At 76.1% G+C, this 17,218-nt stretch carries 3 protein-coding genes; all 3 read right to left on the reverse strand.

Features of this window, described 5'->3' with window-relative positions; all coding sequences use genetic code 11:
- Window positions 1-53: 53 nt before the first annotated feature.
- Complete coding sequence (locus tag LC193_RS29065; RefSeq protein WP_226072945.1) at window positions 54-10,175, reverse strand: type I polyketide synthase; 10,122 nt, start codon at window positions 10,173-10,175, stop codon at window positions 54-56.
- 7 nt (window positions 10,176-10,182) lie between these two features.
- Window positions 10,183-11,118: a proline iminopeptidase-family hydrolase gene (locus LC193_RS08205; protein WP_226072947.1), complete on the reverse strand. Its 936-nt coding sequence runs from the start codon at window positions 11,116-11,118 to the stop codon at window positions 10,183-10,185.
- A 120-nt stretch (window positions 11,119-11,238) separates the two neighbouring features.
- The gene (locus tag LC193_RS08210; protein ID WP_450264590.1) at window positions 11,239-17,205 is read right to left on the reverse strand and encodes a type I polyketide synthase; all 5,967 of its coding nucleotides are present in this window, start codon (window positions 17,203-17,205) and stop codon (window positions 11,239-11,241) included.
- Window positions 17,206-17,218 lie beyond the last annotated feature (13 nt).

Consider the following 17,218-nt stretch of genomic DNA (forward strand, 5'->3'; position numbering starts at 1 on the left):
CGTGGCGGTGCGCCACGGGCCGTGGCGTGGTGGGCGGCCGGGCCGCCGGGCGGCTACCGGGCGGAGCGGGTGTCGAGTTCGTCGTCGAGGACGTCGAACAGCTCGTCGGCCGACAGCTCGTCGAGGTCGGCTTCCTCGCCCGCGTCGGGCCGGTGGGCCTCGATCCAGCCGGCCGTCAGCGCGCGCAGCCGGTCGGCGACGCGGTTCCAGGCGTCCTGGTCCGGCGTCGCCGACGCCAGCAGGGCCTCAAGCCGGGTCAGTTCCGCGTCGAGCGGCGCGCCCGCAGGGCCGGCCGGGGCCGCGGCGGCCTGCTCCTCGGCCAGTCGCTCGCCCAGTTCGGCGGCGATCGCGGCGGGCGTCGGGTGGTCGAACACCAGCGTGGCCGGCAGCTTGAGGCCGGTCGCCGCGCGCAGCCCGTTGCGCAGCTCGACGGCCGTCAGCGAGTCGAAGCCGAGGTCCTTGAACGCCCGGTCGGGCCTGATGGCGTCCGTGCCGTCGTGCCCGAGGACCGCCGCGACCCGCGTCTGCACCAGTTCGAGCAGCAGCCGGCCGCGTTCTGTGTCGTCGGGCAGCGCAGCGAGCCGCTGCCGCAGCCGCGCCCCGTCGTCCGCGCCGCCCCCGGCCTGCTCGCCCGGCCTGCGGCGCGGGGCGCGCACCAGGCCGCGCAGCAGCGCGGGCAGGCGGTCGGCGCCACGGGCCCGCAGCGCCGCCGCGTCCAGCCGGAACGGGGCGAGCGCCGCCTCGCCGGTGCGCAGCGCGTCGTCCAGGAGCGCGAGCCCTTCTTCCTGCGCCAGCGCGGGCAGGCCCATGCGGCGCATGCGCTCCAGGTCGGCGGCCTCAAGCTCACCGAGCCCGGTGTCGGCCGCCCACAGCCCGAACGCCAGGGACGTCGCGGGCAGGCCGGACCGGCGGCGGTGCTCCGCGAGCGCGTCGAGGAACACGTTCGCCGCCGCGTAGTTGCCCTGCCCGGCGGCGAGCACGAGCCCGCCGACCGAGGAGAACAGCACGAACGCCGACAGGTCGAGGTCGGCCGTCAGCTCGTGCAGGTGCCACGCGCCGTCGACCTTGGGCCGCAGCACCGCGTCGATGCGCTCGGGCGTCAGGTCGCGGGCCAGGCCGTTCTCCACGACACCGGCCGCGTGCACGACCGCGCCCACCGTGTGCCGTGCCAGCACCTCGGCCAGGGCCGCGCGATCCGCGACGTCGCACGCCTCGATCGCGACGTGCGCGCCGTGCGCGGCCAGCTCGGCGCGCAACTCGGCCGCGCCCGCCGCCTTCTCGCCGCTGCGGCTGGTGAGCACCAGCCGCCGCACGCCGTGCGCCGTCACCAGGTGCCGGGCGACCAGGGCGCCGAGGCCGCTGGTCCCGCCCGTGATCAGCGTCGTGGCCTCCGGGTCCCACGCGGCGCGCTCCCGCACCTCGGCGGCGGGCACGCGGGTCAGCCGCGGGACGAACAACCGGCCGTCGCGGAAGGCGAGTTCAGGCTCGTCGACCAGCGGGGGGACGGGGTCGCCCTCGGCGAGGTCGAGCAGGACGAAGCGGCCCGGGTTCTCGGCCGCCGCCGCCCGCACCAGGCCCCACACCGGTGCCTGCCGCGGATCGGCCGCCTCGTCCCCGACCGCCACGGCGCCCCGGGTGACGACCGCGAGCCGTTCCTCGCCCCCCGCGTCGGCCAGCCACTCCCGCACCCGGTCGAGCACGGCGTTCAGGGCGGCGCGCACGGCCGCCGGGGTGTCGCCCTCGGCGCGCGGCACCTCGTACACCACGACGGGCGTGCCCGCCGCGGGCCGCTCCGCGACCTCGGTCCACGTGAGGCGGAACAGCGACTCGCGGTGCCCGCCGGCCCGCAGCTGGTCGGGGGACACCGGCCGCCCGACCAGGCCGGCGACGGACAGCACCGGCGCCCCGGTCCCGTCGGTGACCAGCACGTCCCCGCCGCCGTCGGCGTCGCGCGGGGAGAGCCGCACGCGCAGCGCCGAGGCGCCGGGCCGGTGCAGCGTGACGCCGTTCCACGCGAACGGCAGGTGCGGGACCTCGCCCTCGTCGTCCTGGAGCAGCCCGGCGTGCATCGCCGCGTCGAGGAGCGCCGGGTGCACGCCGAATCCGGTGGCGTCGGTGTCCTCGGGCAGCGCGACCTCCGCGTACACGGTGCCGTCGGCGGCCCGCCAGGCGGCCCCCAGCCCCTGGAACGCCGGGCCGTAGTCGTAGCCGCGCGCCAGCAGCCGTTCGTACGCGCCGTCCACGGGGAGCGGCGTCGCGCCCTCGGGCGGCCAGACGGCGGGCGCCTCGGGCGCGGGCGCGGCGTCCGGGAGGATGGCGCCGGTCGCGTTCCTCACCCAGGTCTCGTCGTCGGTCGACGAGTAGACGCCCAGGGTGCGCCCGCCGGAGCCGTCGGGTCCGCCGACCACGACGCGGACCGCGACCCCGCCCCGCTCGGGCAGGACCAGCGGGGCTTCGAGGGTCAGTTCCTCGACCGTCGCGCAGCCGACCTGTTCGGCGGCCCTGAGGGCGAGTTCGACGAGGCCGGTGCCCGGCAGCAGCAGGGTGCCGAGCACGTCGTGGTCGGCGAGCCAGGGCTGGGCGTCGGTGGACAGCCGGCCGGTGAACACGGCGCCGCCGGTGTCGGGCAGTTCGACGCCCGCGCCGAGCAGCGGGTGGTCGGAGGAATCGCCCCGGCCGGTGCCCGCCGGTGCCGCCCGCCAGTAGTGCGTGCGCTGGAAGGGGTAGGTGGGCAGGTCCACGCGGCGCGCGCCGCGGCCCGCGAACACCGCGGACCAGTCGACCGGCACCCCGTCGGTGAACAGCCTTGCCACCCCGCCGAACACGCTCTCCACCTCGGGGCGGTCGCGGCGCAGGGTGGCGGCGACCGTTCCCTCGACCATCCGTTCCGTCATGGCCGCGAGGACGCCGTCGGGGCCGATCTCCAGGTAGCGGGTGACGCCCGCGTCGCGCAGCGCCGCCACGTCGTCCGCGAACCGCACGGCCTCCCGCACATGCCCCACCCAGTACTCCGCCGAGCCCACGTCCTTCACCATCCGAATGCGCGGCTCGTGGTAGGTCACGGACTCCGCGACCTTCCGGAACTCCGCCAGCATCGGCTCCATCAACGGCGAATGGAACGCGTGCGAGACCACAAGCCGCCGCGTCCTGCGCCCCTCGAACCGCGACACCACCTCCGCCACCGCACCCTCATCCCCCGACACCACCACGGACGAAGGACCGTTCACCGCACCCAACCCCACCCGATCCCCCAGAAGAGGCGCCACCTCATCCTCCGACGCCTCCACCGCCACCATCGCCCCACCCGCAGGCAACCCCTGCATCAACCGCCCCCGCTCCACAATCAACCGCACCGCATCGTGAAGCCCCAACACCCCCGCCACATGCGCCGCCGCCACCTCACCGATCGAATGCCCCACCACAAAGTCCGGCCGCACCCCCCACGACTCCACCAACCGGAACAACGCCACCTCCACCGCGAACACCGCGGGCTGCGTGAACTCCGTCCACCCCAACCGCTCCCCATCCCCCCACACCACACCCCGCACCCCGCACCCCAACCCCTCGCACAACCCCACCACCTCATCAAACGCCTCAGCGAACACCGGAAACGCCTCATACAACTCCCGCCCCATCCCCACCCGCTGACTCCCCTGCCCCGTGAACAAGAACCCCACCTTGCCCCCGGACGACGCCAGCCCCCGATACGTCTCCCCACCCACCAGCACCGCCCGATGCTCAAGCACCGCACGCCCCGCCACCGCCGAGAACCCCACATCCAACGCACCACGCACCCCCACCAACCGGGCGAGGCGCGCGGTCAGTTCGTCGAGTGCGGCGGTGCTGCGGGCCGACACCACGACCGGCGCCACCGGCAGTTCGCGGCGCTCGGCCGGCTCCGGCGCCTCCTCGGCGGGCGGTGCCTCCTCGACGATGACGTGCGCGTTCGTGCCGCTGATGCCGAAGGAGGACACGCCGGCGCGGCGCGGCCGGTCCCCGCGCGGCCACTCCCGCGCCTCGCTCAGCAGCCGCACGTTCCCCGCCGACCAGTCCACCTGCGGCGTCGGCTCCTCCACGTGCAGCGTGCGCGGCAGCCGCCCGTGCCGCATCGCCTCCACCATCTTGATCACGCCCGCGACGCCGGCCGCCGCCTGCGTGTGGCCCATGTTCGACTTGATCGAACCGAGCCACAGCGGCTCCTCGCGGTCCTGGCCGTAGGTGGCCAGCAGCGCCTGCGCCTCGATCGGGTCGCCCAGCGTCGTGCCCGTGCCGTGCGCCTCCACCGCGTCCACATCCGCCGGAGACAGGCCCGCGTCGGCCAGCGCCTGCCGGATCACGCGCTGCTGCGAGGGGCCGTTGGGGGCGGTCAGGCCGTTGGAGGCGCCGTCCTGGTTCAACGCGCTGCCCCGCACCACCGCGAGCACCGGGTGCCCGTTGCGCCGCGCGTCCGACAGCCGCTCCACCAGCAGCACGCCCGCGCCCTCGCCCCAGCCGGTGCCGTCGGTGGAGGAGGAGAAGGACTTGCAGCGGCCGTCGCGGGACAGGCCGCGCTGCTCGCTGAAGTCGATGAACGTCTGCGGGGTGCCCATGACGGTCACGCCGCCGACGAGCGCGAGCGAGCACTCGCCGGACCGCAGCGCGCGGGCGGCCCAGTGCACGGCCACGAGCGAGGACGAGCACGCCGTGTCCACCGTGACGGCCGGGCCTTCGAGGCCCAGCGTGTAGGCGACGCGGCCCGAGACGATGCTGCCGCTGCTGCCGCCCGGGTAGTCGTGGTACATGACGCCGGCGAACACGCCCGTGGGCGAGCCCTTGAGCGAGGACGGGTCGATCCCGGCCCGCTCAAGCGCCTCCCAGGACACTTCGAGCAGCAGCCGCTGCTGCGGGTCCATGTCGCGGGCCTCGCGCGGGCTGATGCCGAAGAAGTCCGCGTCGAACTCGGCCGCGTCGTGCAGGAAACCGCCCTCGCGCACATAGCTCTTGCCGGGCTTGCCCGGCTCCGGGTCGTAGATCGACTCCACGTCCCAACCCCGGTCGCCGGGGAACTCCGAGACCGCGTCGACCCCCTCGTCCACCAGCCGCCACAGCCCCTCGGGCGAGGTCACCCCGCCCGGATAGCGGCACGCCATCGCCACGATCGCGATCGGCTCGTCGTCGGCCCGCGCCACGGCGGGCGCGGCGGAGGCCGCGTCGATGCCGCCGGACAGCTCGGCCAGCAGGTGGCGGGCCAGCTCCGCCGGGGTCGGGTAGTCGAACACGAGGGTCGCGGGCAGCCGCAGCCCGGTGGCCCCGCCCAGCAGGTTGCGCAGCTCGATCGCCGTGAGCGAGTCGAACCCGAGGTCGCGGAAGGCGCGTTCCGGGTCGATCGCGTCGCTTCCCGCGTGCCGCAGCACGGTCGCGGCCTGCGAGCGGACGAGGCCGAGCACCTCGTCGGCGCGTTCCGACTCGGGCAGCGCGGCCAGCCGCTCCCCGAGGGTGCCTGCCGCCGGGCCCGCGGCGTCGACGACGCGGCGGGCCCGGCCGCGCGCCAGGCCGCGCAGCAGGGGCGGCGGCGTGCCGAAGGCCGCCGGGTCGAACCGGGCGGGCACGAGCGCGGGTTCGCCGCCGCCCGTGGCGGCGTCGAGCAGCGCCAGGCCCTCGGCCGGGGTCAGGGCGCGCAGCCCGTCCTGGTCGAGGCCGTCCGCCATCCCGGCGCCGGCCCACGGCCCCCACGCGAGCGAGAGCGCGGGCAGGCCGAGCGCGTGCCGGTGGCGGGCGAGGGCGTCGAGGAACGCGTTGGCGGCGGCGTAGTTGCCCTGTCCCGGCGCGCCGAGGACGCCGGCGAGCGAGGCGAACAGCACGAACGCGGTCGGCTCCGTCTCCCGGGTCAGCTCGTGCAGGTGCCAGGCCGCGTCCGCCTTCGGGCGCAGCACGCGGTCGAGGCGTTCGGGCGTGAGCGCGGAGACGACGCCGTCGTCCAGCACCCCGGCCGCGTGCACGACGCCGCCGATGGAGCGGCCGTCGAGCAGCGCGGCGAGCGCGTCGCGGTCGGCCGCGTCGCACGCGGCGACCTCTGCCTCGGCGCCCAGCTCCGCCAACTCTTCGACGAGCGCGGCTGCTTCGGGCGCCCGCGCGCCGCGCCTGCTGGTCAGCAGCAGGTGCCGCACGCCGTGCGCGGTCACCAGGTGGCGGGCGACGGCCGCGCCGAGCGCGCCGGTGCCGCCGGTGATCAGGACGGTGCGCCCGGTGTCCCACACGGGGGCCTCCGCGGGCGCGGGCGCGGCGGTCAGGCGCGGCGCCAGGATCTCGCCGCCGGTGACGCGCAGTTCCGGCTCGCCGGTCGCGAGCAGGTCGCGCGGCTGGACGGGCCCGTCGGCCTCGACGAGGAGGAAACGCCCCGGGTGCTCGCTCGCGGCGGCGCGCACCAGGCCCGCGACGGCCGCGTGGCCGAGGTCGGAGCCGTCGAGCGCGCCCTCGGTGACCACGACGAGAGTGGTGTCGCCGTCGAGCGCGGCCCGCACGGCCGCCAGCGCGCCCGCGGTCGCGGCGCGCACGGCGGCCGGGGTGTCGCCGCTCGTCGGCGGGACGCGGTGGACGGTCACCTCGGCCTCGGCGGGCGGCTCGGCCGCGCCCGGCGCGGGCCCTTCGGCCGGCACCCAGTCGACGCGGAAGAGGGCGTCGGCGACGCGGGCCGAGGACAGCGCGAGGCCGTCCGCGGTGACCGGGCGCAGCGTGAGCGCGCCCACGGACGCGACGGGACGGCCGAGCCCGTCGGTGAGGTCGAGCGAGACGGTGTGCTCGTCGCGCAGGAGCAGGCGGACGCGCGCCGCCCCGGCGCCCTCGGCGTGCAGGGTGACGTCCGACCAGGAGAACGGCAGGACGGTGGCGCCCTCGCGCACCAGGTCGAGCGCGTGCAGCGCCGCGTCGAGCAGCGCGGGGTGCAGGCCGAAGCGCCCGGCCTCGACGCCCTCGGGCAGGGCGATCTCCGCGAACAGCTCGTCGCCGCGCCGCCAGGCCGCGCGCAGTCCGTGGAACGTCGGCCCGTAGTCGAGCCGCGCGTAGAGCCCGTCCGCGGGGAGCGGTTCCGCGTCGCGCGGCGGCCACGCGGCGGGGGCCTCGCGCGGCTGCGCGGCCTCGGGAGCGAGCGTTCCCTCGGCGTGCAGGACCCACTCGTTGCCGAACGGGGCGTCGTCGGCGCGCGAGTACACGCGCACCGGCCTGCGGCCCGAGGGGTCGGGCGCGTCGACGGCGACCTGGATCTGGACGCCCGCCTCGCCGGGGAGGACCAGGGGCGCGCCGAGCGTCAGTTCCTCGACGCGGCGGCAGCCGACCTGGTCGCCGGCCCGCACGGCCAGTTCCACGTAGGCGGTGCCGGGCAGCAGGACGGAGCCGAGCACGGTGTGGTCGGGCAGCCAGGGGTGGGTGCCGGTGGACAGCCGCCCGGTGAACACGGCGCCGTCGGAGCCCGGCAGCCGCACCATGGCACCGAGCAGCGGGTGGTCGGGCCGGTCGAGTCCGGCGGCGGTGACGTCGCCGCTCCTGCCGCTCTTGTCGAGCCAGTAGCGGGCGCGTTGGAACGGGTAGGTCGGCAGGTCGACCCGCCGCGCGTCGCGGCCGGCGAACACGCCCGCCCAGTCGACGCGCGCGCCCGCGGCGTGCAGGCGGCCGAGCGCGGCGAGGGCGGCGGCGGCCTCGGGCTCGCGGCGGCGCTGCGCGGGGACGAGGACGGCGGTGTCGGCCGACGTGGTGAGGCACTGCCTGGCCATGGCGGTGAGCACCCCGTCGGGGCCGATCTCGACGTACCGGGTGACGCCCTCGGCCTCAAGCCTGGTCACGGCGGCGGCGAAGCGCACCGCCTCGCGCACGTGCCGCACCCAGTGCTCCGCGGTGGCGACGTCGCCGTCCGCGACGACGGGGACGCGCGGCTGCGCGTAGGTGACGCTCGCGGCGACGCGGCGGAACGCGTCGAGCATCGGCTCCATGAGCGGCGAGTGGAACGCGTGGGACACCTTGAGCCGGCTGGTCCTGCGCGCGCCGAGCCGTTCCACGGCGGCGGTGACGGCGTCCTCGGTGCCGGAAAGGACCACGGACGCCGGGCCGTTGACGGCGGCGATGCCGACGTGCTCCCCGAGCACGGCGGCGGCCTCCTCCTCGGTGGCCTCGACCGCGACCATCGCGCCGCCCGGCGGCAGCGCGCCCATCAGCCGGGCCCGCGCCGAGACCAGGCGCGCGGCGTCGGCGAGCGTGAACACCCCGGCGACGTGCGCGGCGGCGAGTTCCCCGATCGAGTGGCCGGCCACGAAGTCGGGCTCCACGCCCCAGGATTCGAGCAGCCGGGCCAGCGCGACCTCGACCGCGAACAGCGCGGGCTGGGTGAACTCGGTGCGCTCCAGCGCGGCCTTGTCCTCGCCCCACATGACCTCGCGGACGGCCGGGTCGAGTTCCGCGCACACCTCGTCGAAGGCGCGCGCGAACACGGGGAACGCCGCGTGCAGGTCGCGGCCCATGCCCAGGCGCTGGCTGCCCTGCCCGGTGAACAGGAACGCGGTCAGCCCCGTCGCGCGCGCGGCCGGGTCGAGCGGCGCGTCGTTCGCGAGCGCGGTCAGCTCTCCGATGACCTCCTCGCGGTCGCGGCCGACGACGACGGCACGGCGGGCGAGCGCGGCGCGCCCCGTGGCGAGCGAGAAGCCCACGTCGACGGGGTCGAGCGCGGGCGCGGCCCGCAGCTGGTCGGCCAGTTGGCCCGCCTGGGCGCGCAGCGCGGCCTCGGTCCTGGCGGCCAGCGGCAGCGGCACGGGCACGCCCGCGGCCGGGCGCGGCCCGGCCGGGGCCTGCGCGTCGTCGCCCGCCTCGGCCTGCTCGATGATCACGTGCGCGTTGGTGCCGCTGACGCCGAACGAGGAGACCGCGGCGCGGCGCGGGCGGCCGGTCTCGGGCCAGGCCCTCGACTCGGTGAGGAGGCGGACGTTGCCCGCCTCCCAGTCGACCTGCGGCGTGGCCTCGTCGACGTGCAGGGTGCCGGGCAGCCGGCCGCGCCTGATGGCCTCGACCATCTTGATGACCCCGGCGACGCCCGCGGCGGCCTGGGTGTGGCCGATGTTCGACTTCACCGAGCCGAGCCACAGCGGCTCGGCCCGGTCCTGGCCGTAGGTGGCCAGCAGCGCCTGCGCCTCGATCGGGTCGCCGAGCGAGGTGCCGGTGCCGTGCCCCTCGACGGCGTCGATGTCGGCGGTGCCGAGCCCGGCGGCGGCGAGCGCCTGCCGGATCACGCGGCGCTGCGAGGGGCCGTTGGGCGCGCTGAAGCCGTTGGAGGCGCCGTCCTGGTTGACGGCGGAGCCGCGCACGACGGCCAGCACGCGGTGGCCGTTGCGGCGGGCGTCCGACAGCTTCTCCAGCAGCAGGACGCCGGCCCCCTCGCCCCAGCCGGTGCCGTCGGCGGTGGCGGCGAACGAGCGGCAGCGGCCGTCGGGCGACAGGCCGCGCTGCTCGCTGAACTCGATGAACGTCTCGGGCGTGGCCATGACGCTGACGCCGCCCGCCAGGGCGAGCGTGCACTCGCCGGTGCGCAGCGCCTGGGCCGCCCACTGCATGGCCACGAGCGAGGCCGAGCAGGCGGTGTCGACGGTGACGGCCGGGCCTTCGAGGCCGAGCGTGTAGGCGACGCGCCCGGAGACCAGGCTGCCGTCGCTGCTGGTGATGCCGTAGTCGTGGTACATCGCGCCGGCGAACACGCCGGTGCGGCTGCCGCGCAGCGATCCCGGGTCGATGCCGGCCCGTTCCATCGCCTCCCACGTGATTTCGAGCAGGAGCCGCTGCTGGGGGTCCATGGTCAGCGCCTCGCGCGGGCTGATGCCGAAGAACTCCGGGTCGAACAGGGCGGCTTCGTGCAGGAAGCCGCCGTGCCTGACGTAGCTCTTGCCCGGCTTGCCCGGCTCCGGGTCGTACAGCGAGCCCATGTCCCAGCCGCGATCGGCGGGGAACGGGCCGATGGCGTCGCGGCCCTCGGCGACCAGCTCCCACAGGTCCTCGGGCGAGGCGACGCCACCGGGGTAGCGACAGGCCATGCCGATGATCGCGATGGGTTCGGTTGCGGCGTTCGCCGCGGCCCGCAGGCCCGCGGCCTCCCGCCGCAGCCGCTCGTTCTCCACGAGCGAGCCGCGCAGCGCCTCGACGATCTCCTCGACCTTGGCATCCACCGTCGTCTCAGCCTCCGCTCACCGTCGTGGTCCGCGCGCCGTTCGCGCCGACCGAGTCAAGGAATGCGCCCAGCACCTCGTAGAAACGCTCCGGCTCCTCCAGGTGCGGGGAGTGGCTGGAGTTCTCCAGGATCTCCCAGCGGGCGCCGGGGATGAGTTCTTCGAACGGCCGCACCGTGACCGGGGTGGCCTCGTCGTGGCGGCCCGAGAGCACGAGGGTGGGCACGTCGATGCGCGGCAGGCAGTCGATCACCGACCAGTCCCGCAGGCTGCCGATGACGTGGAACTCGTTGGGCCCGTTCATGGTGCGGTAGACCGTGGGGTCGGTCCACGTCTCCATGTAGGAGGCCATGAGTTCGCGCGGCCAGGGGTCGACGCGGCACACGTGGCGGCCGTAGAAGACGAGCATCGCCTGGAGGTATTCCTCGCTGTCCGTGGTGCCCGCCGCCTCGTGGCGGCGCAGCGTATCGTCCACGCCGGGCGGCAGCTGGGCGCGCAGCACGTCCATCTCGGACAGCCACAGCTTGTAGGAGGCGGGGGCGTTGGCGATGACCAGGCCGCGCAGCCCGGCGGGCCGGTCCGAGGCGTGCCGGGCGGCCAGCATGCCGCCCCAGGACTGCCCGAACAGGATGTAGTCGTCCGCGATGCCGAGCCGGTTCAGCAGGTTGTCGAGCTCGTCGAGGAACAACTCGGGCACCCAGAAGCCGGGATCGGCGTCCGGCAGGTGCGTGGAGCCGCCGTTGCCGAGCTGGTCGTAGTGCACGACGGGCCAGCCGCGTTCGGCGAAGTCGGCCAGGCCGATGAGGTAGTCGTGCGTGGAGCCTGGGCCGCCGTGCAGGACGACGAGGGCCGGGCGGCCCTGGCCCGGCTGTCCGGTGACGCGGTACCAGGTCTCGTGGCCCCGGAAGGGAACGGTTCCTCTGGCCGTGGGCGTGGGCGCCATCTGTCAACCACCTCAGAAGTTCGGGTCTTTCCCAGCAGCTCGTGCTCGGCAGCTTCTGCCGCGTCCCCCGCGCGCGGCGTGACATCTCGGGGGGAGCCGTGCCGTTCGGCCGGTCGCGGCTCAGTCGAGCGCCTCCAGCCACTCGTCGATGACCCGGGCGGTCACCGGGGCGTGCTCCTGGCCGAGCGAGAAGTGGTCGCCCTCCACGGTGCGCAGGGTGTGCGACGGGTCCCAGGGGCGGGCCCGCATCAGCGCCGGGTCGGTGCCCTCCGGCGGCTCGACGAACGGCGCGGACGCCTGCACGAACAGGGTTGGGGCGGCCAGCGGGACCGGGTCGAAACCCGCGAGGACCTCGAAGTAGTACGGCATCGCGGACAGGCGGGCCGCGTCGTAGGGGCCGAACATCGACTCGGTCTCCAGCACTTGGCCGAGGAGGTGGTCGAACCCGACGTCCATCGCCGTGTCGTCGACGCGGAAGGTGTCCACGAGGATCAGCCCGGCGGGCGGGGCCCCGACGACCTCCTCCAGGTGGCGGGCGAGCACGTGCCCGATCAGGCCGCCGGATGAGTAGCCGAGCAGCGCGAACGGCTCGCCCCCGGCCGCCGCGAGCACCGCTTCTGCCAGCGCGCCGGTCAGCGCCTCCTGGGAGGCGGGCAGCGGCTCGCCGCGCGCGAACCCGGGCAGCGGCACCGCCGACACGTGCCTGATGTCCTGGAACTCCGAGCCGAGCCGCGCGTGCTGGTGCACGCCGCCGCCCGCCATGGGCGTGGCCAGGCAGATCAGCCGGGGGCGGCCGGGGCCGTCCGCCAGGCGCACGGCGCGCGGGGGGCGTCGCAGGTCGGCGGGCGAGGAGAACCGGGGCCGCAGCGCCGCGACCGAGCCCATCAGCGTCAGCGCCGCGTTGCTCCGGCCCGCCGCGACGGCCTGCCGGAACAGCGCGGTGACCGTCTCGTCCTCGTCGGGTTCAGCCGACTCCCGCGGCCCGGCGGCCTGTTCGCCGGCCAGGCGGGGGGCAAGATCGTCCGCGAGGAGCCGGGCGAGTGCGCGCGGGTTCTTGCTGTCGAACACCGCCATCGCGGGCAGCTTCAGGCCGGTGGCGGCGTTGAGCGCGGTGCGCAGCTCCATCGCGGTGAGCGAGTCGAAGCCGGATTCGAGGAAGTCGCGCTCGGGGTCGACCGCGTCCGCGTCCGCGTGGCCGAGCACGGCGGCGGCCAGGTCGAGCACGAGGGCGCGCAACGCCCCCTCGCGCCGCTCCTCGGGCAGCGCGGCCAGCTCGCGCAGCAGCGCCCGCGGGTCGGTGCCGGCGGCGCGGCGCCGCGCGGCGGGCACCAGGCCGCGCAGCAGCAGCGGGGGTTCGCCGCCCGCCCCGCCGCGCAGCGCGGCGAGGTCGAGGCCGATCGGCACGAGCAGCGGCTCGGGGCGCGCGGCTGCGGCGTCCAGCAGCGCGAGCCCTTCCGCCGAGGACAGCGCGGGCATGCCCTGCCTGCGCATCCGCCGCAGGTCGGCCTCGCCGAGGCCGCCCGCCATGCCGCCGGTGTCCGCCCACAGGCCCCACGCGAGGGACTGGGCGGGCAGGCCCTGGGCGCGGCGGTGCGCGGCGAGCGCGTCGAGGAAGGTGTTGGCGGCGGCGTAGTTGCCCTGTCCCGGGGCGCCGAGCACGCCGGCGGACGAGGAGAACAGCACGAACGCGCCCAGGTCCATGCCCCGGGTCAGCTCGTGCAGGTGCAGCGCGCCGTCCACCTTGGGGCGCAGGACCGTCTCGACGCCGTGCGGCGTCAGGTTGGCGATGACCGCGTCCGCGAGCACGCCCGCGGTGTGCACGACGGCCGCGAGGGAGCGGCCCGCGAGGAGCGCGGCGACGGCCTCCCGGTCGGCCACGTCGCAGGCCACGACCTCGGCCTCGGCGCCCGACGCGGCGAGGTCCGCGACCAGTTCGGCCGCGCCGGGCGCGTCCGGGCCGCCGCGGCTGGTGAGCAGCAGGTCGGTGACGCCGTGCGCGGTGGCCAGGTGGCGGGCGACCAGGGCGCCGAGGCCGCCGGTGCCGCCGGTGATCAGGACGGTGCCCGGCCGGTCCCATGCGGTGGCCCGTTCGCCGTCGGCGGTCGGGCGCGCCAGCCGGGGGACGAGCAACTGGTCGTCCGTAGCGCGCAGTTCGGGCTCGCCCGAGGCGATGGCGCGGGCGATGGCCTCGGCGGGGTCCTGCCGCGCCGAGGCGTCGGTGCCGAGCAGGGCGAACCGTTCCGGGTCCTCCGCGCGGGCGGCGCGGACCAGGCCCCAGGCGGCGGCGTGCGCCAGGTCGTCCTCGCGGGTGACGACGAGGAGCCTGCGGTCCGCGAAGCGCTCGTCCGCGAGCCAGGTCTGGAGGGCCCGGAGCACGAGCCCGGTGACCGCGCGCACGTCGGCGGCGGTGTCGCCCGTGCCGGGGGGCAGCGTGAGCGCGACCGTCGCGGGCACGGGGCCCGTGAGGCCTTCGAGGCCGTCGGAGCCGTCGACCGCCGCCCAGTCGGCGGGCGCGGCGGGCGCGGCGGCGGGCGCCGGGGTCCACGCGACGTGGAACAGGGAGTCGGCGGCCTGCCGCGGCGGCGCCAGCGCGTCGGCCGGCACCTCCCTGGCGAGCAGCGCCCGCACCGTGGCGACGGGGCGGCCCTCGCCGTCGGCGAGGTGGATCTCCGTCTCGCCGCCGCCCAGGGCGCGCAGCGCGACGCGCGCGGCCGTGGCCCCGGCCGCGTGCAGCCGCACGCCCTTCCACAGGAACGGCAGCGCCGCCGCGTCGTCCTCGCCCGTGCCGAGCAGCGAGGCGTGCAGGGCGGCGTCGAACAGGGCGGGGTGCAGCACGAAACGGCCGGCGTCGGCCGCGTCGTTCAGCGCGACCTCCGCGAACGTCTCGCCGCCGGCGCGCCAGGCGGCCTTCAGGCCCTGGAAGGCGGGTCCGTAGGCGTAGCCGGCGTCCGCGAGGCGTTCGTAGGCGCCCTCGGTGGGCAGGGGGTCCGCGCCGGGCGGCGGCCACCGCGTGAGGTCGGGCGCCGCCGCGGCCCCTGGGTCCCCGGCGGGCTCGGGTGCGAGCGTGCCGTCGGCGTGCAGGGTCCAGGGCGCGTCCTCGTCGGCGTCCTCGGGGCGCGCGTGCACGGTGACGGGGCGCAGGCCCGTGTCCTGCGCCGCTTCCCCCACGGTGAGCCGCAGCCGCACCCCGCCGCCGTCCGGCAGGGTGAGCGGCGCGCGCAGCGCCAGTTCCTCGACGACGGGGCAGCCGACGCGGTCACCGGCCCGCACGGCCAGTTCGACGAACGCCGTGCCCGGCACGAGGGTGGCGCCGAACATCGCGTGGTCGGCCAGCCAGGGCTGGGTGTCGGTGGACAGCCGCCCGCTGTAGACGACCGCGCCGGTGCCGGGCACCGCGATCTCGGCGCCGAGCAGCGGGTGGTCGAACGCGGTGAGGCCCATGGCCGCCGCGTTGCCCGCTGTGCCCGCTACGGGTTCCGTCAGCCAGTAACGGCTGCGCTGGAACGGGTAGGTGGGCAGGTCGACGCGGCGCGCGCCTCGGCCCGCGAAGAGGGCCGCCCAGTCGGGCGAGGCGCCGGTGACGTGCAGCCGCGCGAGGGCCGTCAGCAGGGTCGCGGCCTCGGGGCGGTCGCGGCGCAGGGTGGCGGTGGCGAGGGCGTCGGGCGCGGTCTGCCCGACCAACGACGTCAACGCCGCGTCAGGACCGATCTCCAGGAAACGCGTCACCCCCGCATCCCGCAGCGCCGCCACATCGTCCCCGAACCGCACCGCCTCCCGCACATGCCCCACCCAGTACTCCGCCGAGCCCACGTCCTTCACCATCCGGATCCGCGGCTCGCCATACGCCACGGACTCCGCGACCTTCCGGAACTCCGCCAGCATCGGCTCCATCAACGGCGAATGGAACGCGTGCGACACCACAAGCCGCCGCGTCCTGCGCCCCCCGAACCGCGACACCACCTCCGCCACCGCACCCTCATCCCCCGACACCACCACCGACGAAGGACCGTTCACCGCACCCAACCCCACCCGATCCCCCAGGAAAGGCGCCACCTCATCCTCCGACGCCTCCACCGCCACCATCGCCCCACCCGCAGGCAACCCCTGCATCAACCGCCCCCGCTCCACAATCAACCGCACCGCATCGTGAAGCTCCAGCACCCCCGCCACATGCGCAGCCGCCACCTCACCGATCGAATGCCCCACCACGAAATCCGGCCGCACCCCCCACGACTCCACCAACCGGAACAACGCCACCTCCACCGCGAACACCGCAGGCTGCGTGAACTCCGTCCACCCCAACCGCTCCCCATCCCCCCACACCACACCCCGCACCCCACACCCCAACCCCTCACACAACCCCACCACCTCATCGAACACCGAAGCGAACACCGGAAACGCCTCATACAACTCCCGCCCCATCCCCACCCGCTGACTCCCCTGCCCCGTGAACAGGAACCCCACCTTGCCCTCGCGCACCTTGCCGGTGACGACGGACGGCGAGCGGGTGTCCGAGGCGAGCGCGGCGAGGCCGTCGAGGAGGCCGGCGCGGTCCTCGGCGACGATCCCGGCCCGGTGTTCGAGCGCGGCGCGGCCGGTCGCCAGGGAGAGCCCCACGTCCACGGGCGAGAGGTCCGGGTGGTCGAGCAGGTGGGCGCTCAGGCGTTCGGCCTGCGCGCGCAGCGCCCGCGGGCTCCTGGCCGAGAGGGTCCACAGCACGGGCCCGCCGGTCGCGGTCGCGGCGGGAGCGGCCTCCTCCTCGGCGGGCGGCGCCTCCTCGATGATGACGTGCGCGTTGGTGCCGCTGATGCCGAAGGAGGACACGGCCGCGCGGCGCGGCCGGTCCCCGCGCGGCCACTCCCGCGCCTCGCTCAGCAGCCGCACGTTCCCCGCCGACCAGTCCACCTGCGGGGTCGGCTCGTCGACGTGCAGGGTGCGGGGCAGCCGCCCGTTGCGCATGGCCTGGACGACCTTGATGATGCCCGCGACGCCGGCCGCCGCCTGCGTGTGGCCGATGTTCGACTTGATCGAGCCCAGCCACAGCGGCCGGTCCGCCGGGCGGTCCTGGCCGTAGGTGGCCAGCAGTGCCTGCGCCTCGATCGGGTCACCGAGCGTCGTGCCCGTGCCGTGCCCCTCGACGAGGTCGACCTGGTCGGCGGACAGCCGTGCGTTGGCCAACGCCCGCTTGATGACGCGCCGTTGGGACGGCCCGTTGGGTGCCGTCATGCCGTTGCTCGCGCCGTCCTGGTTGGTCGCGAGGCCGCGCACCACCGCGAGCACCGGGTGCCCGTTGCGGCGCGCGTCGGAAAGCCGCTCCACCAGCAGCATGCCGACGCCCTCGCCCCAGCCGGTGCCGTCGGCCGCGCCCGCGTACGACTTGCAGCGGCCGTCGGGCGCCAGGCCCCGCTGGTGGCTGAACTCGATGAACGTCTCCGGCGTCGCCATCACCGTGACGCCGCCCGCGAGCGCCAGGTCGCACTCGCCCGAACGCAGCGCCTGGATCGCCCAGTTGAGTGCGACCAGCGAGGACGAGCACGCCGTGTCCACCGTGACCGCGGGGCCTTCGAGGCCGAGCGCGTAGGCGACGCGGCCCGAGGCGATGGCCCCGGTGCTGCTGTTGTACGTGTAGTCGTGGTACATCATCCCGGCGAACACGCCGGTCGAACTGCCGCGCAGCGTCGCCGGGTCGATCCCGGCCCGCTCGATCGCCTCCCAGGAGGCTTCGAGCAGCAGGCGCTGCTGCGGGTCCATGATCAGCGCCTCGTTCGGCGCGATCCCGAAGAACTCCGGGTCGAACTCCGCCGCGTCGTACAGGAACGCGCCCTCGCGCGAGTACGTCCTGCCGGGCCGCCCCGGCTCAGGGTCGTAGATGCCCGCCTCGTCCCAGCCGCGGTCGGCCGGGAACCGGGAGACGGCGTCCACGCCCTCGTCGACCAGCCGCCACAGCTCCTCGGGCGAGGTGACGCCGCCGGGGAACCGGCAGCTCATCGCCACGATCGCGATGGGCTCGCGGGCGGCGGCCTGGAGAGCGCGGTTGCGCGCGCGCAGGTTCTCGGTCTCCTTGAGCGACGCGCGCAGCGCCGCCACGAGTTTCTGGTCG

This window comes from Streptomyces marincola, from assembly GCF_020410765.1.
Taxonomy (GTDB): domain Bacteria; phylum Actinomycetota; class Actinomycetes; order Streptomycetales; family Streptomycetaceae; genus Streptomyces; species Streptomyces marincola.

Excerpts from the sequence above, each read along its gene's own strand:
- LC193_RS08205 (WP_226072947.1), bottom strand. The coding sequence starts at position 11,118 with ATGGCGCCCACGCCCACGGCCAGAGGAACCGTTCCCTTCCGGGGCCAC.